This is a genomic window from Pseudomonas tohonis (assembly GCF_012767755.2).
In the GTDB taxonomy this organism is placed as follows: Bacteria; Pseudomonadota; Gammaproteobacteria; order Pseudomonadales; family Pseudomonadaceae; genus Metapseudomonas; species Metapseudomonas tohonis.
This window is the reverse complement of sequence record NZ_AP023189.1, coordinates 4,792,818-4,810,633: the sequence shown is the minus strand read 5'-3', so window position 1 is coordinate 4,810,633 and position 17,816 is coordinate 4,792,818. Positions and strand designations below refer to the sequence as shown.

At 66.1% G+C, this 17,816-nt stretch carries 19 protein-coding genes; 7 read left to right on the top strand and 12 right to left on the bottom strand.

The genetic code is table 11. From position 1 onward, the window contains the following. Positions 1 to 4 precede the first annotated feature (4 nt). Positions 5 to 856, top strand: coding sequence for a CAP domain-containing protein (locus tag HSX14_RS21790; RefSeq protein WP_173172174.1), 852 nt, complete (start codon positions 5 to 7; stop codon positions 854 to 856). Positions 857 to 938: 82 nt separating this feature from the next. On the opposite strand, the gene HSX14_RS21785 is transcribed toward HSX14_RS21790, so the two are convergent. Next, positions 939 to 2,849 (bottom strand): alkaline phosphatase D family protein, encoded by a 1,911-nt coding sequence (locus HSX14_RS21785; protein WP_228723480.1) that lies wholly within the window; start codon positions 2,847 to 2,849, stop codon positions 939 to 941. Positions 2,850 to 3,347: 498 nt separating this feature from the next. Continuing rightward, a complete protein-coding gene (locus HSX14_RS21780) occupies positions 3,348 to 4,241 on the bottom strand; it encodes a LysR family transcriptional regulator (RefSeq protein WP_173172177.1) in 894 nt (297 codons plus the stop codon). Positions 4,242 to 4,325: 84 nt separating this feature from the next. Between HSX14_RS21780 and HSX14_RS21775 the strand changes: the two genes are divergently transcribed. Continuing rightward, positions 4,326 to 5,105 (top strand): NAD(P)H-dependent oxidoreductase, encoded by a 780-nt coding sequence (locus tag HSX14_RS21775; protein ID WP_173172179.1) that lies wholly within the window; start codon positions 4,326 to 4,328, stop codon positions 5,103 to 5,105. A 127-nt stretch (positions 5,106 to 5,232) separates the two neighbouring features. On the opposite strand, the gene HSX14_RS21770 is transcribed toward HSX14_RS21775, so the two are convergent. Beyond that, positions 5,233 to 6,069, bottom strand: coding sequence for a bifunctional allantoicase/(S)-ureidoglycine aminohydrolase (locus HSX14_RS21770; RefSeq protein WP_173172181.1), 837 nt, complete (start codon positions 6,067 to 6,069; stop codon positions 5,233 to 5,235). Between the two features lie 187 nt (positions 6,070 to 6,256). Further along, positions 6,257 to 7,141, bottom strand: coding sequence for a LysR substrate-binding domain-containing protein (locus HSX14_RS21765; protein ID WP_173172183.1), 885 nt, complete (start codon positions 7,139 to 7,141; stop codon positions 6,257 to 6,259). A gap of 134 nt (positions 7,142 to 7,275) precedes the next feature. Here HSX14_RS21765 and HSX14_RS21760 point away from each other — a divergent pair, with 134 nt between their 5' ends. From HSX14_RS21760 to HSX14_RS21750, 3 genes are all read left to right on the top strand, one after another. Next, a complete protein-coding gene (locus tag HSX14_RS21760; RefSeq protein WP_173172185.1) occupies positions 7,276 to 8,028 on the top strand; it encodes a hypothetical protein in 753 nt (250 codons plus the stop codon). 214 nt (positions 8,029 to 8,242) lie between these two features. Next, positions 8,243 to 8,836, top strand: a complete 594-nt coding sequence (locus HSX14_RS21755; protein WP_173172187.1) for an RDD family protein — start codon at positions 8,243 to 8,245, stop codon at positions 8,834 to 8,836. A gap of 3 nt (positions 8,837 to 8,839) precedes the next feature. Continuing rightward, positions 8,840 to 9,217, top strand: a complete 378-nt coding sequence (locus HSX14_RS21750) for a VOC family protein (protein WP_173172189.1) — start codon at positions 8,840 to 8,842, stop codon at positions 9,215 to 9,217. Here the strand turns inward: HSX14_RS21750 and HSX14_RS21745 are convergent. Beyond that, positions 9,198 to 9,875, bottom strand: a complete 678-nt coding sequence (locus tag HSX14_RS21745; RefSeq protein ID WP_173172191.1) for a hypothetical protein — start codon at positions 9,873 to 9,875, stop codon at positions 9,198 to 9,200. The two genes, HSX14_RS21750 and HSX14_RS21745, sit on opposite strands and share 20 nt — an antisense overlap. A 364-nt stretch (positions 9,876 to 10,239) precedes the next feature. Here HSX14_RS21745 and HSX14_RS21740 point away from each other — a divergent pair, with 364 nt between their 5' ends. Together HSX14_RS21740 and HSX14_RS21735 are read left to right on the top strand one after the other, a co-directional pair. After that, positions 10,240 to 10,722 (top strand): hypothetical protein, encoded by a 483-nt coding sequence (locus HSX14_RS21740; protein WP_173172193.1) that lies wholly within the window; start codon positions 10,240 to 10,242, stop codon positions 10,720 to 10,722. Positions 10,723 to 10,849: 127 nt separating this feature from the next. After that, positions 10,850 to 11,305: a hypothetical protein gene (locus HSX14_RS21735; RefSeq protein ID WP_373874645.1), complete on the top strand. Its 456-nt coding sequence runs from the start codon at positions 10,850 to 10,852 to the stop codon at positions 11,303 to 11,305. A gap of 13 nt (positions 11,306 to 11,318) precedes the next feature. Here the strand turns inward: HSX14_RS21735 and HSX14_RS31265 are convergent, their stop codons facing one another. The 7 genes from HSX14_RS31265 to HSX14_RS21705 form a co-directional block, all read right to left on the bottom strand. Then, complete coding sequence (locus tag HSX14_RS31265) at positions 11,319 to 11,768, bottom strand: ATP-grasp domain-containing protein (protein WP_228723479.1); 450 nt, start codon at positions 11,766 to 11,768, stop codon at positions 11,319 to 11,321. Positions 11,769 to 11,795: 27 nt separating this feature from the next. Continuing rightward, positions 11,796 to 12,104 (bottom strand): hypothetical protein, encoded by a 309-nt coding sequence (locus tag HSX14_RS31260; protein ID WP_228723478.1) that lies wholly within the window; start codon positions 12,102 to 12,104, stop codon positions 11,796 to 11,798. 251 nt (positions 12,105 to 12,355) lie between these two features. Next, a complete protein-coding gene (locus HSX14_RS21725; protein ID WP_173172195.1) occupies positions 12,356 to 13,078 on the bottom strand; it encodes an anti-sigma factor in 723 nt (240 codons plus the stop codon). Further along, on the bottom strand, positions 13,075 to 13,623 hold the full coding sequence (locus tag HSX14_RS21720) for a sigma-70 family RNA polymerase sigma factor (protein WP_173172197.1): 549 nt from the start codon (positions 13,621 to 13,623) through the stop codon (positions 13,075 to 13,077). The genes HSX14_RS21725 and HSX14_RS21720 overlap by 4 nt, the downstream gene beginning before the upstream one ends. A gap of 89 nt (positions 13,624 to 13,712) precedes the next feature. Beyond that, positions 13,713 to 14,243 carry a DUF3455 domain-containing protein gene (locus HSX14_RS21715; protein ID WP_173172199.1) on the bottom strand — a complete coding sequence of 177 codons (531 nt, stop codon included), beginning with the start codon at positions 14,241 to 14,243 and terminating at the stop codon, positions 13,713 to 13,715. A gap of 169 nt (positions 14,244 to 14,412) precedes the next feature. Next, on the bottom strand, positions 14,413 to 16,113 hold the full coding sequence (locus tag HSX14_RS21710; RefSeq protein ID WP_173172201.1) for a sulfate adenylyltransferase: 1,701 nt from the start codon (positions 16,111 to 16,113) through the stop codon (positions 14,413 to 14,415). 346 nt (positions 16,114 to 16,459) lie between these two features. After that, complete coding sequence (locus tag HSX14_RS21705) at positions 16,460 to 17,815, bottom strand: methyl-accepting chemotaxis protein (protein ID WP_173172203.1); 1,356 nt, start codon at positions 17,813 to 17,815, stop codon at positions 16,460 to 16,462. Position 17,816: the final 1 nt, after the last annotated feature.

Genomic DNA, 17,816 nt, shown 5'->3' with positions numbered 1-17,816 from the left:
TTCCATGGGGGGCATGCATCGCGTGTCGCGGCTCGCGGCGTTGGCGTTCGGGGTGGCCGTGGCCACCCACGCTGCGGCCAGCGAGGAGTCGCAACTGGTCGAATCGATCAACCTGTACCGCAGCCAGGTGCAGAGCTGCGCGGGCGAGGCGTCCCTGGAGCTGCCGCCGTTGGCGGCGGACCCGCGCCTGGTGCTTTCGGCCAGCAGCATCGGCGACCTGCAACAGGCGCTGGCGCAGTCGTCCTACCCCATGGTCAACGTGCAGGCCATCAGCCTCTCCGGCCCGCGTGACGCCAAGTCCGCCATGGGGGCCCTGCAGGAGAGCTTCTGCCACGTGCTGCTCGACCCGCAGTTCGTCGACGTCGGCGTGAGCCGCGAGGAGCGCGACTGGCGCATCGTCCTCGCCCGGCCGCTGCTGGCCGCTGCCCTGGGCAAGTGGGAGAAGGAAGGGCAGACGCTGCTGGAGCAGATCAACGCGGCACGCGCCCAGCCCCGCCAGTGCGGCGGCCAGGCCTTCGCCGCCACCACGCCGCTGGCCTGGAACGCCACCCTGGCCACCGCCGCCGAGGGCCATGCACGCTCCATGGCCAACCAGAACTACTTCGACCACAAGGGCCGCGACGGCCGCACCCCCGGCGACCGCGCCGAGCTGGCGGGCTATGTCGGCCAGCTGATCGGCGAGAACATCGCCGCCGGCCAGGACAGCACGCGCAAGGTGCTCGACGGCTGGCTGGCCAGCCCCGGCCATTGCGCCAACCTGATGAACCCGCAGTACCGCGAGTTGGGCGCGGGCTACGCGGTGGACCCCAAGAGCGATGCGGGCATCTACTGGACGGCGATGTTCGGGACGCAGTGAGGAGGTCGACCCGGGGCCCTGCCTGAGGGCCGCCCTCCCTGAACCGCGGACTTCCCCGGGCTGAAGCCCGGGCTACAGGCGATCAGGCGCGGCCCGGGCCGTCGCGCTCGTCGATGAATTCGGTGGCCTCGCTGCCGTCGGCGTTGAGCTGGAAGATGCGCGCCGGGCGGCCCTGTGCATCGAAGAACACCTGGCCGAGGCCGGCCGAATTCCACAGGCGTTCGCCCGCCTTGCTGTGGGCCGGGGTGCGCGGCACCACCTGCATGCGCCGGCGCTTGGTGAACCAGTTGAGCGGCGAACGGGGCGAGTAGAGCCAGCGGTTGAGGCGGTCGAAGACGTCCAGCAGGCGCCGGGGGAACTCGTTCTTCACGCCGCTGCTGGTGATCTGCCAGATGCGCGGGCCCTGCTTGCGGTGGCGGATCAGCACCTCGTAGACGAAGGAGTAGTGCACGTCCCCCGAGAGGATCACGTAGCTGCCCGGCGTGCGCGAGTGGCGGAAGATGTTGAGGATCACCTGGGCCGCGCCGCGATGGGCCATCCAGTTCTCCGCGTCCACCAGCAATGGGTGGCCGAACCAGCTGAAGACCTTCTGCACCGTCTCGATCAGCTTCACGCCGAACACCGGCGCGGGCGAGACGATGATGGCCGACGGGTGGTCGAGCAGCTCCTGCTGCAGCTCGCTCAGCGCTTCCCAGTCCAGCAGGCCGGAGGGCCGCTTGAGGTTCATTTCGCTGCGCCAGCGACGGGTGCGGGTGTCCAGCACCACCAGCGCCGGCGTGGTGGGCAGCGTGTATTGCCAGTGGTTGAAGGCCAGCAGTTCGTCGATCAGGTCGTCCAGCATCGGGCTGTCGAGGTGGCCGTCCGCCTGCGCGCCGGTGGTGAGCGCCTGGATCTTCGGCAGCACCTGGGCGAAGGCGTCCGGGTCGTTGCCCCAGCCCTGGCAGAGCAGGTAGGCGAGCAGGGCATTGCCGATGATGCGCTTGGAGAAGGGGTGGCCGTAGGCGGTCTGCTCCCACTGGGCGGAGAGGTTCCAGTCGTCGGTGATGTCGTGGTCATCGAAGATCATCAGCGTCGGCAGGTGGGCCAATACCCGCGCCGCGCCCGGCAGGCCTCCGCGGAAGGCTTCCAGGCGCTGGCGCTCCAACTGGTAGCGCTCGACTTTGTCCGCCGGCAGCGACGGCATTTCCGCCTCCAGCAGCATCCAGGGCACCGGTGACCACACCAGCAGGTACATGGCCAGCACCTCGGCCAGGGTCACCAGGTGGTTGTCTGCGTTGCTGCTGGTGAAGATGGGTTTCTTCGAGCCACCGAAGAAGCGCTCGCGCAGCGTCTCGTTGCTCTCCAGCGCCGGCAGCAGGTCGGCGCGCCGGTAGTAGCTGGCCGGGTGTCGGTAGAGGGCCTGGCTGTCGTCGACCACGGCACCGTCCAGGCGCTCGTCGAACAGCCCGAGGCGGGTGATCAGCTGATGGATGGCGCGCAGCATCGGCCCGGCCACGTCGTCGGCGTAGACCTGGTCGCCGCTGAGCAACAACAGCGCCGGGCGCTGTTCCGCCGTCGGACCCGCCGCCAGCAGGCGATCCGCGCAGAGCAGGCCCTCCGCCGCCGGGTAATGGGGCTTGCGGCAGGAGCCGTGGAGCAGCTGGTCGATGCGTGAGCGCAGCACGAAGCCCGGCTGCTGCGCCTCGCCGTACAGCAGGTGCGGCGCCCACTGGGCGATGCCCTGGCCTTCGAAGCGCAGGTCGTAGTCGATCTGCCGGTCGCAGGGCAGGGGCGTATCCAGGCGCAGGTCGATCAGGTGCAGGAAGGCGTGCCGTCCCAGCTGTATCACCTGGCAGGCCTCGCCATCGAGGCGGTGATCGCGGGCGTTGCCGTCGACGGCCAGGTGCAGGCTCAGCGCCAGCTCGCGGCTGGCCACCAGCCACAGCACCACGCGCTGCGCCTCCAGCCGCCTCAGCACGGGGCCGGCGAGAACGGGCGGAAGGTGATCGGGCATGGCGAGCGGGGGTGAGGGCATCGGCGAAGGGTATCGGGTGGACAAGCGCGGAAGAATAGCGCGACTGCCCGGATGGCTGAACCGGAGCCGCTGCTGTTCTGTTAGCGGGCGTGACAGGGTTCAGCTCGACCGGATAGGTCGATCGCGAATGAATTCGCTCCCACAACGGTGCCTCCTGGCGCTAACCCGTGGGAGCGAATTGGGCGGTTCGTCGGGCGAATGAATTCGCCCCTACAGGGGAGCCACAGGCGTAAGGCGAAGGTTCCGGCCGCCTCGTCACCCTCGCGAACGCGGGGGGCCACTCGACTAACGCTGCGGATGACCGGCCGGATCGGCCGGTTGGGTTCGGCCCTGGGGCGGGCGAAACCCGCGAAGCGATGCACCGCAGGTGTCGGGTTGCACCCGACCTGCAGGCATCGCGAATGAATTCGCTCCCACAGAGGCGCATCCCGTGGGAGCGAATTCATTCGCGAAGGGCCGCCGCCTGATATCCCTTGTTCAAACCGCCTTGACGATCTGCTCCCGCAGCCACTGGTGCGCGGGGTCGCGGTGGGAGCGTTCGTGCCAGAGCATGGCCATCTCGTAGCCGGGAACTTCCAGCGGGGCATCGACCACTTGCAGGGTGCCGCTGTTGCCCACCAGGCGTTCGGGGAGCATGGCCACCAGGTCGGTGCTTTCCAGCACCGAGCGCAGGAACAGGAAGTGCGGCACCGAGAGCACCACGCGGCGCTCCAGGCCGTGCTCGGCGAGGGCCGCGTCGGTAACGCCGGAGAAGCCGCCGCCATCGGGGGAGACGATCACCTGGTCGAGGGTGCAGAACTGCTTCAGCGTCGGGCGGCGCTTCAGGCGTGGGTGGCCGGCGCGGCCGGCGAGCACGTAGCGCTCGGCGAACAGGGTGCGGCGGCGCAGGTTGAGGGGCGAGCCTTCGACGGTGTGGAAGGCGAGGTCGATGTCGCCGATTTCCGCCTGCCTGGCGATGCGCGAGGGTGCCATCTCGACCACGGCGATGCGGGTGCCGGGGGCTGCGGCGCGCAGGCCGGCGAGGGCGGGCAGGAGGATGGCCGATTCGCCGTAGTCGGTGGCGGCGACGCGCCAGGTATCACGGGCCTGCGCCGGGTCGAAGGGGCTGGCCGGGGCCACGGCGCGCTCCAGTGCTTCCAGGGCCTGGCGCAAGGGCTCGCGCAGTTCCTCGGCGCGGGCGGTGGGGCGCATGCCGCGCGGGCCGGGCAGCAGCAGCGGGTCGTCGAAGATTTCCCGCAGCTTGGCCAGGTGCACGCTCACCGAGGGCTGGGAAAAATTCAGGCGCTCGGCGGCGCGGGTGACGTTGTGCTCGGCGAGCAGCACGTCGAGGGTCACCAGGAGGTTGAGGTCCAGACGCCTGAGATTATTCATTCATATACCTGGAATATGGGTTATTCATTTCCAATATACCTGGCGGGCCACCATCCTGCGCTCATCCCGTTATGGAGGTTTGCCATGAATGTCCTGATCGTTTTCGCCCACCCCGAACCCCGCTCGCTGAACGGCGCGCTGAAGGATTTCACCGTGCAGCGCCTTGAGGCCGCCGGCCATGCGGTGCAGGTGTCCGACCTGTACGCGATGCTCTGGAAGGCGCCCATCGATGCCGGCGACAGCCTGGACCGCGACCCCGAGGCGCGTTTCGATGCCTCGCAGGATTCCAGGCGCGCCTTCGCCAGCGGCCGGCAGAGCGCGGACATCGCCGCCGAGCAGGACAAGCTGCGCTGGGCCGATGCGCTGATCCTGCAGTTCCCGCTCTGGTGGTTCTCGATGCCGGCGATCCTCAAGGGCTGGGTCGACCGGGTGTACGCCTACGGCTTCGCCTATGGCGTGGGCGAGCATTCGGACGTGCGCTGGGGCAACCGCTACGGCGAGGGGTCGATGGCGGGCAAGCGGGCGATGCTGCTGGTCACCACCGGCGGCTGGGATTCCCACTACAGCGAGCGCGGCATCAACGGCCCGATGGACGACCTGCTGTTCCCCATCCAGCACGGCATCCTGCATTACCCCGGCTTCGACGTGCTGCCGCCCTTCGTGGTGCACCGCACCAGCCGGGTCGACGCGGCCCGCTTCGCCAGCATCCAGCAGGAACTGGGGCAGCGCCTGGACGATCTTTGGAGCACCGAGCCCATCGCCTATCGCCAGCAGAACGGCGGGGACTACGAGATTCCCGCGCTGACATTGAAGCCCGATGTGGCACCGGGGGAGACGGGGTTCGCGGCGCATGTGAAGCGGTAGGCCAGGGGGCGAGGTTGGATCGGCAGCAACGGTGGACGCCATGCCGGCCCTTCGCGAATGAATTCGCTCCCACAGAAATACGGAGGGCAGAAACGACGACGGGAGCGCTGGGCTCCCGTCGTTTGGATCAATGGGCCTGGTTGAGGGTCAGGCGCATGTGGCGGTTCACATCCTTGTACAGCAGGTAGCGGAAGCGACCCGGGCCACCGGAGTAGCAAGCCTGCGGGCAGAAGGCGCGCAGCCACATGAAGTCACCGGCTTCCACCTCGACCCAGTCCTGGTTCAGGCGGTAGACGGCCTTGCCTTCCAGCACGTACAGGCCGTGCTCCATCACGTGGGTTTCGGCGAAGGGGATCACGCCGCCCGGCTCGAAGTTGACGATGTTCACGTGCATGTCATGGCGCATGTCGGCCATGTCGACGAAGCGGGTGGTGCTCCAACGGCCTTCGGTGTCCGGCATCACGCGCGGCTCGATGTCCTGCTCGTTGGTGACGAAGGCTTCCGGCAGCGGTACGCCGTCGACCTTCTGGTAGTGCTTGCGGATCCAGTGGAAGCGGGTGTGCTGGCCGCTGGTGTTGCGCACCTTGTAGTCGGCGCCCGGCGGAATGAACGCATAGCCGCCCGGTTGCATGGTGTGCACCTGGCCTTGCAGGGTCAGGGTCAGTTCGCCTTCGACGATGAACAGCACCGCTTCGGCGTTGACGTCCTGCTCGGGCTTGTCGCTGCCGCCCTGGGGGGCGAGCTCGACGATGTACTGGGAGAAGGTCTCGGCGAAGCCGGACAGCGGGCGGGCGATGACCCACATGCGCATGTTGTCCCAGAAGGGCAGGTGGCTGGTGACGATGTCACGCATCACGCCCTTGGGGATCACGGCATAGGCTTCGGTGAACATGGCGCGGTCGGTGAGCAGCTCGGTCTGTGCCGGGTGCCCGCCGTGCGGCGCGTAATAGGTGGATTTGGCCATGGGGTATTTCCTCATTGTTGTCTTGCTGCCCGGCGCGTGCGGCGCCGTGGTGAGCAATGGTGCGGAGCGGCGCGCCCGTGGGGGCGGTGGCCGTCGCTGGAGAGCACGATATCCAGCGGTCTTTGCATGCACAAATTAAATGTTGGAATCCGCTGTATTCGTTTTTCGAATGAGAGGCGGATGCCTGTCAGCCTTTCGTATCCTGCGCCAGCACCCGTGACAGCACACGTGCCAGTTCCTTCACCATCGGGTCCGCCGCCGGGCGGTGCAGCAGCGCCACCTCGAACGCGTCCACCGAGGGTAGCCCAGCTTTCTTGGCCAGCACGGCGTGGTCGGCCGTCACCGCCCGTTGCGGCAGCAGGCCGATGCCCATGCCGTCGGCGATGGCCGACTGGATGCCCGACAGGCTCGAACTGGTGAAGCTGATGTGCCAGCGCCGGCCCACCGCCTCCAGCGCCGCGATCATCTCGTCGCGGTACACCCCGCGCGGGGGGAAGGTGACGATGGGCAGCGGGTCGAGGTCGATGCAGGGGTTCCTGGCGCTGTCCACCCAGCGCGTCTTCTCCGGCCAGCAGGCCACCGCCTCGCGGGCGTTCTGCCGTTGCTTGAGCAGCACCAGGTCCAGCTCGCCACGGTCGTAGCTGGCGGACAGGTCGCGGCTCAGGCCGCTGGTGACTTCCAGCTTCACCTGCGGGTAATGCCGGTTGAACGCCGCCAACTGCAGGGTGGTGCGCCCCGTGGCGAAGTCGTCCGGCACGCCGATGCGCACCGTCAGCGCCACCGTGGCCCCGGACAGCGCCTCCTGGAGCTCGTCGTTCAGCGCCAGCATGCGTCGCGCGTAGCCCAGCAGCGTCTCGCCGGCTTCGGTGGGCAGCACATCGCGGTTGCCACGCTCCAGCAGGCGGTGCCCAGCCATCTCCTCCAGCCGGCGGATCTTCTGGCTGACGGTGGACTGGGTGGAATTCAGCCGGCTGGCCGCCGTGGTGAAGCTGCCGCAATCGGCCACCGCGACCATGGCGCGGAGCAGGTCGAGCTCGAACACGCGACTATTCGAATGGTCACTGTGGTCCATGGCGGTATTCATCTTTTAAATGGGGATGAGGGCTTTTAGCAGCAAGGAGGGAGAGGGGCAATATCGTTCAGATTGACGCCACCCCTCGGCGCTCTCTAGGCTCGCGCACTCTCTGGAATTCAAGGATGGTTCCCATGCGTAAAGCGGTGCTTGCCTTCATTGCCCTGTGCTGCCTGTCGGCCTGCCAGAGCCCCGCTCCAGGCACGCCCCCACTTTTTGAAACCGAGGAGCAGCGCTACGTCTGGCAGATGCAGGAAAGCCTGCGCAAGCTCGGGTTGGCCGCTGGGGACGGGATGCTGGTGGGGAGTGTCGAAATACTGCTGCAGATAGACCGGGATGGCGGAATCGAACGTTGCCAAGCCAGGCCGTTCTCGAAGCCGAGAGTGGAGGCGCCGCCATTCAACCCCAGGCTGGAAAAGCAGTTGTCTGCAATGTGCTGGGATATGGTCCTGCCGCCCATTCCAAGCTCGATACTCGGTGATGATGAAGGGCGAGCCATTCTCGCTCCTTTGGTCTTCCCAGTGCCGTCGTTGGAACTGCTCAAGGCGCAGATGCGCTACACCGAGCGCTTCGCGCAGGACAACTACCTGTGGCACACGGTGTTCAAGGATGAGGCGATCGACTCGGTCGGGCGTGCATTCTTTCTCATCACCCCGGATGCGGAAGGCCAGCGGCAGACGTGCCGAGTCACCCTGGGGCCTCACCCAAACCAGCCCAACGCCTTCCATCCCGATGAAGCGCTCCGCCAGCGCCTCGAACAACGCTGCGCGGCGCTCAAGCCTCACGACTTGCCGTTCTATCCATCGCCGGAGGCGGGGCCCAACTACACCGTCGAAGTTCGCTACATGCCGTGGAAGAAGAACATGACCAAGCGTTGGGGCGCCTGAACGGAACGACGAGACACTGCGCCGCCCCTTGATCAGCAGGGCGCTCAGGCCTGGCTAGGGTGGTGTTGGGCCTCGCTGCGCTCGGCGCCACCTACGGTGCAGCGCTGATTGACGGCCCGAGTTGGGCCACAGCAGAATCCGCCATCCCCCGTCGGTCACGAGCGCATCTGACCCGGGCTCAACCGATGGGACAGCCGATTTCAAGGAGGAAGTCATGGAAGCAACCGAAGCGCGGCTACGCGAAACCTACAGCGGACGGCGGACTGAAATCCTGATCGACCTGCTGGCCGAGGGCGGCCTGACCGAGGTGGCCGAGCGGGTCGTTCGCGAGGTGCTTATCGAACGTGAATCGAGCCTGGGCGAACGCGTGGTGCCGCAACAGGCCCAGGTATCCGCCGCGGTTCGGCGCGAGCAGCTCGACCAGCGGCTTGCTCCGCTCTGGGCACGCTTCGTGGCCTCGCAGATCGACTTCTGGGGCGCGCTGCTGGTGCTGGGCCTGATCAGCTTCGCCATCGATTTCGTGTTCTTCCGGCCGGCCACCAGCCCGGACATTTTCGGCAAGGTCTGCATGCTGCTGCTGTTCGCCTACCTGTTGTTCAAGGACGGGGTCAACGGGCAGGGAGTCGGCAAGCGCCTGCTGAAGATCCGCGTCGTCGACAGCGAGACCGGTGTCCCCTGCGAATTGCACAAATCCTGCCTGCGCGGGCTGGTGAGCCTGCTTGGGATCTTCGATGTGATCTTCATCTTCGGGCAGCGCCGCCAGCGCCTTGGCGACCATGCAGCGAGGACCCTTGTGGTCAGGGCCTGATCCATGCTCGAGCCCTGCATCCTCTCGATCCTGCTGCACGTCGGTGACTGGCGTGCAGCCACCGACTGGTACCAGCGCGCCTTTCCCGAGGCGAAGCCTGTGCTGCCATCGACGGATGACTACGGGCATCTGGAGATGGGCGGCGTGGTGCTGGAAATCGTCAACGCCGACGAGAAGGTCGCCAGCGGCGCGGCGGGCACCGTCGTCTATTGGGCGGTGGATGATCTGGATGCCGAAGTGCTGCGCTTGGGCCAACTGGGCGCGCCGTTGTACCGAGGGCCATTGGCACTGGGGGATGGCGACCGCATCTGCCAGGTGCGCGACCCTTGGGGCAATTGCATTGGGCTGCGGCAGCGGGGGCTTAGTCGCGGTTCTCACTAAGAGCGATTGGAGTCTGGGCTGATAGGAGCGCAGGGGCACCGAAATCGGCAATCAGCTTGAGGCCGGGAATTTCCCTGTCGTCATCCTCCACCCCCATCGCAAAGCCCCATTGGCCGGCCTGACGCAACGTCAGCCCGTACTGGGTCGTCTGATGAGGTGAGAAGGCGCTCGGAGGCGTCAGCAGCCTGCTTGCTGAACGGCCTATCCATTTGCCCCGGATTCGTTCATCGGCGAAGCAGATGTCCGGTACGTCCTCACTCTCCTTCAGGTTTCGTTCGAGGTGGCCGTGCGAGCGGTTGATTCTTGGTACCACCCGCAGCATCAGCACGTAGGTGTAGCCCAGTTGGCAGGCGAGGTTCCTGCTCAGCGCATGGTCGTAGTCGACCTTCCAGGAGCAGGGAGCGAAAACCAGGCCGGCTGTCCGGCGGTATCCCCTGTAGTCCGGCCTCACGTACAGCAGTGACAGGACCCCTTTCTTCACCACGAAGGCATTCTTGGTATGGATACGGCCTATCTGGTAGGCGGCACCGCCCAGTTCCTTCGCGATGAGTTCAATGGACTTGCCCGCGATGGGGATGGCCTGGATTTGCAGGCCCTGCACGCGTTGACCCACGTATCGCCAGGTACCTCTTCCGATGATCTTGTCTAGGTTCAGCATGGGGGACCTACCTTGAGTGCAGGGGCAAGTGATATGTCGCAGGTACGACAGGGCCTTGTCTGATGCGGAGCGTGAAATGGCTCATGCCTTTTCGCGTGTTTTCGTTGGCGAATCCATCCCTGGAGGAAATCTCCAATAAGCGGGATGCCTGGATCAATGACGAATTCATTTTCAGGTTCTTAGATGGCGTCGATTCTGGCGTAAGCCTTTTCTTTTGGCGCCTGCTTCAAGCCCCATCCCACTGCAGCCCAGAGCTGCTCCTGATTTTTCAAGTGAGCAAAAGGCCGCCTTTTCCCCTCAATGGACTTTCGTTTTGGGGATGCCAATGATTGCCATTCAGTATTTCTCGGGGTGGATCTTCTGAATGGACGTGGTAACGGTTTCTCTCAGTTTCAAATCAATGCTGTTGAACAGCCTGCTGATCGCCGTATTGCCAGTGGCGGTGATGCTCGGTGCAGATCTATTGATCAGCAAGAGCATCAGCTTGAAGAGTGTCCTGGTGGGGGGCGTTCTCTACGCGTTGCTGCAGGGGTACCTGGTCTTCCAGGCCGGGGGCAAGGTGTATGTGGATGAGGGAGCACTTCATGTGCGGTCGGGGTTCTACAGCGCTTCGTGGCCAGTCGAGGGGCTCAAGGTTCTACCGGCAGACAGGGAGGCGTTGGAGAGCAGTGTTCGGCTGAATGGCATCGCGACTTATGGCTTTCGCGCGGGCTGGTTCAGGCTTGAAGGGCGCAAGGTTTTCTTCCTGACCACAGGCGAACGGAAGGCCTGCATACAGCAAAAGGGCGCTGCAGTCCTCTGCGTGGACAGCGATGTCGCTGCCTCCTTGAAAGCACTTGCTTCCTGACTGCCCATGGAAGCGACGCCTAATCAGTCCTGAACTGAGGGCGTCGCTTCGTTTGGCAGATGCAGTTCACTTTAAAGGCTCCTTCTTGATCTACTCTTGGCCGCTGGCTTCTTCTAGCACAAGTCTCGTGAGCATCAACCGATTCACCCTGATCATGCCGGCGTCCGCCGCAGACACCTTCGAAGCCTTCCATAACCATCGTGTACGGCTGAAATGGGACACGCTGCTGTCCGTTGCGCACATGGAAACGGGCGAGAGCCACCCCTCCATCAATGCGGTTTCCTTCAATCGCGGCAAAGGCTGGAAGCGGCTGCTGGCGATGCGTACCCGCTTCGTGAACTACCAGCCGGGCAAGGTGGCAGCGGCCATGCTGGTGGCGCCGACGGGGTTGTTCGAGTCGTGGGCGGCGTCGATGCGCCATCGCGATATCGAGGAGGGGCGCTCCGAGCTGATCTACAGCTTCAGCCTGAAGCTGCGCCCAGGCTGGCTGGGCGTGTTGCTCGACCCGCTGGCCAACCGCGTATTCGCTTGGGAGGCACACAAGCGTTTTGCGGCGTTGGCGGTGTTTCTGGCGAGTAGGTAGGGCTGCTCGCCAATCAATCTGCCGCCGACTGCAACATCGCCACAAAGCGCTCCACCGGCCATTGCTTGCGGTCGGAGACCTGCCCATCACCCAGCTCCACCAGGCGCAGGGCGCCGGACTCAGAGGCCACCAGGTCGACCGAGAAGAAGGGGCAGGGCACGCGTTGAGCGATCTCCTGAACGAGAGGCGGCACCTCATCGGTTCGGCCATAGGCGCGGCCGTCGAGGACGAAATAGCGCTCTTCCGTTTCCGGAATCAGGGGTTCGAATTCCCTCAGGCACACGCCGCCTTCCAGCTCGCCGCGGTAGCGTTCGATGAGCGCAAGTATCTCGACCACTTCGTCCGCACTGCGGGCGATGGAGCCGCGCTGGGTGGTCAGTGATTTCACGTAGTCCTTCACGAAGCAGGCGGACCAGCCCGCATTGGCCAATGCGGCGGCGAAGTCGGCGTCACGTGGAAGCACCAGGGTGGCGGGCGTCAGGTCCCGGCATTATGGGTACCACTCGGGCAGATGGTGGCAGTGCCGATACTGCGCCTGGCTGGTGACGGGAATGGCGCCTCTGCTGACGATGGACGCATGCAGGTAGCCGTAGGCATCCGGCGCCAGCATCCAGCCCCGGTACAGGACGCGGGCCCCTTCTTCCAGGGCCGGCTTCGGCTTGAAGCGTTGCAGCTCCAGCTCCTCGCAAGAGAACAGCGAACAACCGAGCCCGGCAGCCTTGGCTGCCGCGAATTCCTCGGCAAAGGTCTCGTCCGGGATGTTCGGGTTGTCCGGGGATGAGGGGTAGAGCAGATGCATGGCGTCCATTCCGTAAGTTGCGTCGAGTGCCAGGTCGGCAAGGTACAGGGTTAGCGTTCTCCGCAGCTACCCAACGCTTCCTGAATCTTCAGTTTCGTTTCGATACCCGGGTATTACCGGCAGTAGCCGATCACCTCCTGCCGCTCCTGTTCGTTCGCGTGCTGAGGGGCTTGCTGTCGGCATCGGTGGCGAAGGAGTTCACGAGTGCCGCCTGGGTCGTGAACCGCTCATTTTACAGAGGGTTGAATCCGCTAGATGACCTTCACCGCCCGACCAATGAACTGAACGGGCCCCATCGGCCGGCCCGTGGTGGAGCCCCCCGGGTTTTCCAGGGTCAGCTCGAACAACTGGCTGGGCTCCAGCGGCGGCAACTGATCGAGGGGCACGCTGAGTTGCGCGCCAGGCTTGACCAGGCCGAGGGATACCGGCGCTTGCCAGCCCTCCGCCTTGGTCCAGAACTGCAGCACCTTGTCGCCCGGAACCTCGCCATGCCCGAGGGGGATCAGCTGGACCCTGCGGCTGTCGCTGGCCTGCACCACCCAGCCGGGGGTCTGGTCGGTGGGGGCCACCAGCACCACCATGTAGGTGATGCGCGGCGCGCTGGTCGTCAGCAGCATCGTCGCCAGCACCAGGCTTGCGGCCAGCCCGGCGCCCGCCAGGCCCCGCCATACGCCCAAGCGCCGGTGCCAAGGCACGGCCACCTGCCTCGGTGCCGTTGCGTCGCCATCGAGCTGCGCGTCCAGGGTGCGGGATACCCGGCTCCACAGGCGTGGGCTGGGGGTTTTCGGCTCGACGATCGCGGTCAGCTCCAGCAGGCGGTTTTCCCAGGCAGCCACGGCTGAACGCAGGTCGGCGTCGTGCTTGAGGCGCTCGTGCACGGCATGCCACTGGCTGGCCGGCAGGCTGCCCAGTACATATTCGCCGGCGAGGGTGTCCAGGTCTTCGGGGCCGGTGCCATTGTGCTCGGTGTTCATCCCATGCACTCCCGCAGCGCCGCCAGGCTGCGCTTGATCCACGCCTTGACCGTGCCCAAGGGCGCGCCGAGCAGGACGGCGATTTCGGCGTGCGTGCAGCCGTCGACATAGGCATGCAGGATGCAGCGCCGCCGCGCCGGCTCCAACTGCCCCAGGCATTGATGAATCCTGGCCGAACCGTGCCCCGCCAGGCTGTCGTCCACTTCCGCCACCTGCGCGTGCAGCACCGCCGCGCCAGCATCATCCAGGGGCGCCTCCCGGGCACCATCGCGGATATGGTTCAGCGCCAGGTTCCGCGTGATGCTGTAGATCCAGCCGCGCGCGGAGCCACGCGCCGGGTCGAAGCTCGCAGCGCGCGTCCAGATACGGATGAAGGCATCGTGCACGATGTCTTCGGCCAGGGCGTCGTCCCGCACGATGCGGCGAGCCACGCCGAGCAGCCGCGCACCTTCCTGATCGTAGAGCGCCCGCAAGGCCGGCCGCTCACCTCGGGCGCAGGCGTCGAGATGGCTCTGGTAATCGAAGGCACTGACAGGCTGATCCAATTTCTGCGCTCGGAGGTGCCCCGGCCCGTCTGGCCGGGGTGTGTCGTTGAGCGTAGCCGACGGCTCGCCTCGCGCCTGCCCGGGCGAGCTCAGTTGGCCCCCCAGAATAGGTAGTCGGCCTGGTACTTGACGACCTGCCGCTGCCCCTTGTTCTCGGCGGCGCAGGTATCGCTGGGCGCGACGCCACCCCGGGTCGCCAGGCGCTGCACGAAGCTGACGCCGCTCATGGCTCCTTTCCCTTCAGCGGGATTGGCCTTGACCAACTGGTACGGGATGTCGCCCGTTCCGGCTGGCGCGATCGCCACCTGCGTCCCGGTGATCTTCGACCCGTCACGGGCCTGCCAGGTGGCAGGCGGCCCGAAGTAGTCCCCTACCGGCTTTCCGGCCCGGTCATTGAGCACGGCCTTGGGGCCGACGAAAAACCACTCGGTCTGGCCTGGCGCCCCCGCCTTGTCGCGGCATTCGTAGGTGATTTCGCCCACGCCGACGGTTTCGAGCACGACCTTGTGGCCATCGGGCACTTTCACGGCGTCGGGCAAGGCCGTCTGGGCGCTGAGGTTCTGCATGGCGACGCACATGACGAGGCCGCTGAGCAGGCAACTGGCAGTTTTTGCGTTCATGGGGCGATCTCCTGATAGGTAGTCGAAGGGGCAGATACGGGCTGCCCATCTGTACTACCCGCCAGGAATCGTTCCGGATGCACGTCCGGAAAAATTTTTTGGAACGGAGGGGGGCGTTCACCCCAGTGCCCCACGGCAGCCATGGGCAGCGCTGCCGTGGGGCGTGGGTTCAGGCGTCGTCGGCGCCGCGATAGCGGGGGTAGGGCAGGCTGTTCCAGGTGCGGTTGGCGAGGCGGCTGGCATCCACGGCGGCGGGGATGTCGTCGAGCAGCGCACGGGCGGCGCTCACTTCCTGCTGCACCTCCGCCTGGCCCTGGTACATGAACTCGTCGGACGCCAATTCCGGCGCCTGCCGGAATTTCTCGTCCAGGTCATCCAGCAGGCGCCGCTGCTGCCGGTGCAGGGCGTCGCGCGCGTCCTCCACCCAGGCCGGTTGCAGGCTGCGGTTGTGGTCCAGCAGGGCGGTGTACTCGCGGTAGACGCCGTCGTAGACATCGCCTGTGTGGGCGCGCGCCTCGTGGCAGGCCAGCTCCAGGTCGCGCACGGTGAGGGCGTCCGCTTCCAGGGGCTGCTGGCGCGGTGCGCCGCCCAGGCGGGTGAAGCGGGTGTAGAAGGGGAACAGGCTCTGGATCACCTTGGCCACCGGCAGGGTGCCTTCGCCGTCGTCCCCAAGGCCCTTGGGCTGGATGCCCTGCATGGCCGCCAGGGCCGACTCCGGGCGCACCACCTCCTTGGGCGGCACCAGGCCGTGGCGCAGCATCTCGCGGATGCCGGTGCCGGAAATGTTGAGCCGGTAGCGCTCGTCGTGGGGGCAGGTTTCGGTCGTGGCGTGGCTGGCGCAGCGCACGCAGTAGAACACCTCGTGGAACAGGCGCACCTCGATGCCCAGCTCCTCCGGGGTGAACTGGTCGAAGATGCTGTGGCTGGCGTACTTGTCGTAGTAGCTGCCGATCCCTGCGTGGTCGCGGCCGATCAGCGCGTGGGTGCAGCCGTAGTTCTTCATGATCAGGGCGTGCAGCACCGTTTCCCGGGGGCCGGCGAAGATGTAGGTGACCCGCAGCGGCGAGAGCATGGCGCGGTCCTTCGGGTAGTAGGTCTCCAGCACGTTGCGGTAGGCCTGCATGCGGTACTCGTGGCGCACGTATTCACGCTTGGCCATTTCCACCAGCGGCTGCAGCAGCAGGCCGTCGATGCCTTCCAGGGCGTTGCGGTGGATGTATTCGTGGCCGCGGTGCAGCGGGTTGGCGCCGGTGATGAAGCCGGCCACGGAGCGGAAGCCGCGCTCCTCGTAGAAGCGCTTCCAGGTGTCCCGGGGCTCCAGGCGCAGCGACTCGAAGGGGCCCCAGTCGACCCGTTGCAGCAGCTGCAGCGGGCCACCCAGGGCCACGTCGCCCATGCGCCGGTGGATGGCGTCCACCCCCGGGTGGTTGCGGTCGGTGGTGCCGAACAGCTGGCGGGCGCGTTCTTCCTTGTCGTAATCGAAGATGTCGTCGATGGCGAGGATGGCCACCGGCTCGTTGCGCTCGTCGGTCAGGGCCACCTCATCGCCCACCGCCAGGGCGGCGATCACCTCGCGGTTGCGCTCGCCCACCGGTGCGAAGCTCAGCGGCACCGGCCACACCACGCCGTTGGCCAGCCGGCCGCTGCCCAGCACCGACAGGTAGTCGGCCTGGTTCATGAAGCCCTTGTTGGGCGAGAGCACGCCGGTGGTGATCATCTCGATGGTGATCACCGCCTCCAGGTCGATGCGGATCGACGGCAAGGTGCGTGCCCGCGCAATTTCTGCCCGTACCCGGTCGGCGGGCACCACCTGGTTGACCAGGATTCCACCGTGGGGTTGCTGGGGGTAGCGATCGAAGGCGAGTTCCATGTTTCCTCCTGCTCGGCTCGGGCTTCGCTCGACGGTCGCTTGACCGTCGAACGGGTCGCACTGTGCCGCGTGTTAGGGGTAGGACAGGGCCGGTCACGGCGGCCGTCGGGTCAGCCCGTGGGCGTACCGGGCTGGCTGAACGGTATTGGCGGGGGGCTGCGGCGGACAAGGTCGTTGCCCTGTGGGGAAAGTCTGGAAGTGTCGAGCGGGGCGTCCGCCGGGCCGGCTGGCCCTGGCGGTGGGCAGGCTGCGCCCATGGAGCGCAGGTGAAACGGCTGCCGCTGCCCGGACCGTCAGGCCCGGGCAGCGGCGCAGTGGCTGCTTGCCAATGGAACAGGCGTGGCCATCAGGCCTGGGCTTGCCAGGCCCCGGATTTCACCTCCGATGCGTCCAGCAGGTTGGCGAACATGCTGACCGCCTGCACCGCGTCATTGGTGCCCTGGCGGATCTGCTCCACCACCACGCCGGCCTGGTCGGCCAGGGCCATGCCCGCCTCGGCGCGTTGCAGCGTGCTCTTCATGCTGTCCACCGCCTGGCGGGTCTCGGAGAGGATCATCCCGATCATTTCCGCGATCTCGGTCGTCGCGCTGCTGGTGCGTCCTGCCAGCTGGCGCACCTCATCGGCCACCACCGCGAAGCCCCGCCCCTGGTCACCCGCACGAGCCGCCTCGATGGCCGCGTTCAGCGCCAGCAGGTTGGTCTGGTCGGCGATGCTGCGGATGGTGTTGACGATGGCGGTGATGCGCTCCGAGCGGGCCCCGAGTTGTTCCACGAAGGCGGTTGAGGCGTTCACGTCCTCGGCGATGCCGCGCATTTCCCGGGCGGCGCTGTGGATGATCTCCGAACCGTTCTCGGCCACCCGCTCGGTCTCCATCGAGATGTGGTACGCGGTGCTGGCGCTGCGTGAATCCTGCTCGTACTTCTCCACGCGCTCGGTGATGTCGGAGGCGAACTTCACCACCTTCACCAGTTCGCCCTCGGCATTGAAGACCGGGTTGTAGGTCGCCTCCAGCCACACGATGGAGCCGTTCTTGCGCAGGCGCTTGTACTGCCCGGAGAAGAACTGGCCCTGGTTCAGCTGCGACCACAGCTGGCTGTACTCCGCGCTCTGCACGTAGCCCGCCTCGCAGAACATGCGGTGGCTCTTGCCGCGCACCTCCTGCAGCGAATAGCCCATGGCGAGGAGGAATTTCTGGTTGGCATCGATCACGTTGCCCGTCGGCGTGAACTCCACGATGGCCATCGAACGGTTCAGCGCCTTGAGCCGCGAGTGGACGTCGGCGTCCTGCTCGACCCGCGCGGTGATGTCGTAGGCCAGCTTGAGGATGCGGGTGACCTTGCCCTTGCTCAGCACCGGGCTGTAGCAGGCCTCCAGCCAGATGTTCCCGCCACGGCTGTCCTTGCGCTGGAAGACGCCCTTCACCAGCTGCCCGCTGCGCAGGGTCGCCCACAGTTGCTCGTATTCCGGCGTGCGCACCAGCGCCGGGGAGCAGAACATCCGATGGTGTTTGCCGATGACCTGTTCGAGCGAGTAGTGGAACAGCGTCAGGAAGTTGGAATTGACCCCTATCACGGTGCCATCCGGCAGGAATTCGATCATCCCGGCAGCGCGATCGATGGCCGAGAGGTTGTCCTCCGACCGTTCGAGCGTGCCGAGCAGCTCTGCAAGGACCTTTTTTCCAGGCGAAGTGAAACTGAACATG

What these genes read in the sequence shown, in the direction of transcription:
- HSX14_RS21785 (WP_228723480.1), bottom strand. Translation starts at nt 2,849, where the DNA reads ATGCCCGATCACCTTCCGCCCGTTCTCGCCGGCCCCGTGCTGAGGCGG.
- HSX14_RS21780 (WP_173172177.1), bottom strand. Translation starts at nt 4,241, where the DNA reads ATGAATAATCTCAGGCGTCTGGACCTCAACCTCCTGGTGACCCTCGAC.
- HSX14_RS21745 (WP_173172191.1), bottom strand. Translation starts at nt 9,875, where the DNA reads ATGCTGAACCTAGACAAGATCATCGGAAGAGGTACCTGGCGATACGTG.
- HSX14_RS21710 (WP_173172201.1), bottom strand. Translation starts at nt 16,113, where the DNA reads ATGGAACTCGCCTTCGATCGCTACCCCCAGCAACCCCACGGTGGAATC.
- HSX14_RS21770 (WP_173172181.1), bottom strand. Translation starts at nt 6,069, where the DNA reads ATGGCCAAATCCACCTATTACGCGCCGCACGGCGGGCACCCGGCACAG.
- HSX14_RS21755 (WP_173172187.1), top strand. Translation starts at nt 8,243, where the DNA reads ATGGAAGCAACCGAAGCGCGGCTACGCGAAACCTACAGCGGACGGCGG.
- HSX14_RS21740 (WP_173172193.1), top strand. Translation starts at nt 10,240, where the DNA reads ATGGACGTGGTAACGGTTTCTCTCAGTTTCAAATCAATGCTGTTGAAC.
- HSX14_RS21715 (WP_173172199.1), bottom strand. Translation starts at nt 14,243, where the DNA reads ATGAACGCAAAAACTGCCAGTTGCCTGCTCAGCGGCCTCGTCATGTGC.
- HSX14_RS21705 (WP_173172203.1), bottom strand. Translation starts at nt 17,815, where the DNA reads ATGTTCAGTTTCACTTCGCCTGGAAAAAAGGTCCTTGCAGAGCTGCTC.
- HSX14_RS21765 (WP_173172183.1), bottom strand. Translation starts at nt 7,141, where the DNA reads ATGGACCACAGTGACCATTCGAATAGTCGCGTGTTCGAGCTCGACCTG.
- HSX14_RS21775 (WP_173172179.1), top strand. Translation starts at nt 4,326, where the DNA reads ATGAATGTCCTGATCGTTTTCGCCCACCCCGAACCCCGCTCGCTGAAC.
- HSX14_RS31260 (WP_228723478.1), bottom strand. Translation starts at nt 12,104, where the DNA reads ATGCATCTGCTCTACCCCTCATCCCCGGACAACCCGAACATCCCGGAC.
- HSX14_RS21725 (WP_173172195.1), bottom strand. Translation starts at nt 13,078, where the DNA reads ATGAACACCGAGCACAATGGCACCGGCCCCGAAGACCTGGACACCCTC.
- HSX14_RS21750 (WP_173172189.1), top strand. Translation starts at nt 8,840, where the DNA reads ATGCTCGAGCCCTGCATCCTCTCGATCCTGCTGCACGTCGGTGACTGG.
- HSX14_RS21790 (WP_173172174.1), top strand. Translation starts at nt 5, where the DNA reads ATGGGGGGCATGCATCGCGTGTCGCGGCTCGCGGCGTTGGCGTTCGGG.
- HSX14_RS21760 (WP_173172185.1), top strand. Translation starts at nt 7,276, where the DNA reads ATGCGTAAAGCGGTGCTTGCCTTCATTGCCCTGTGCTGCCTGTCGGCC.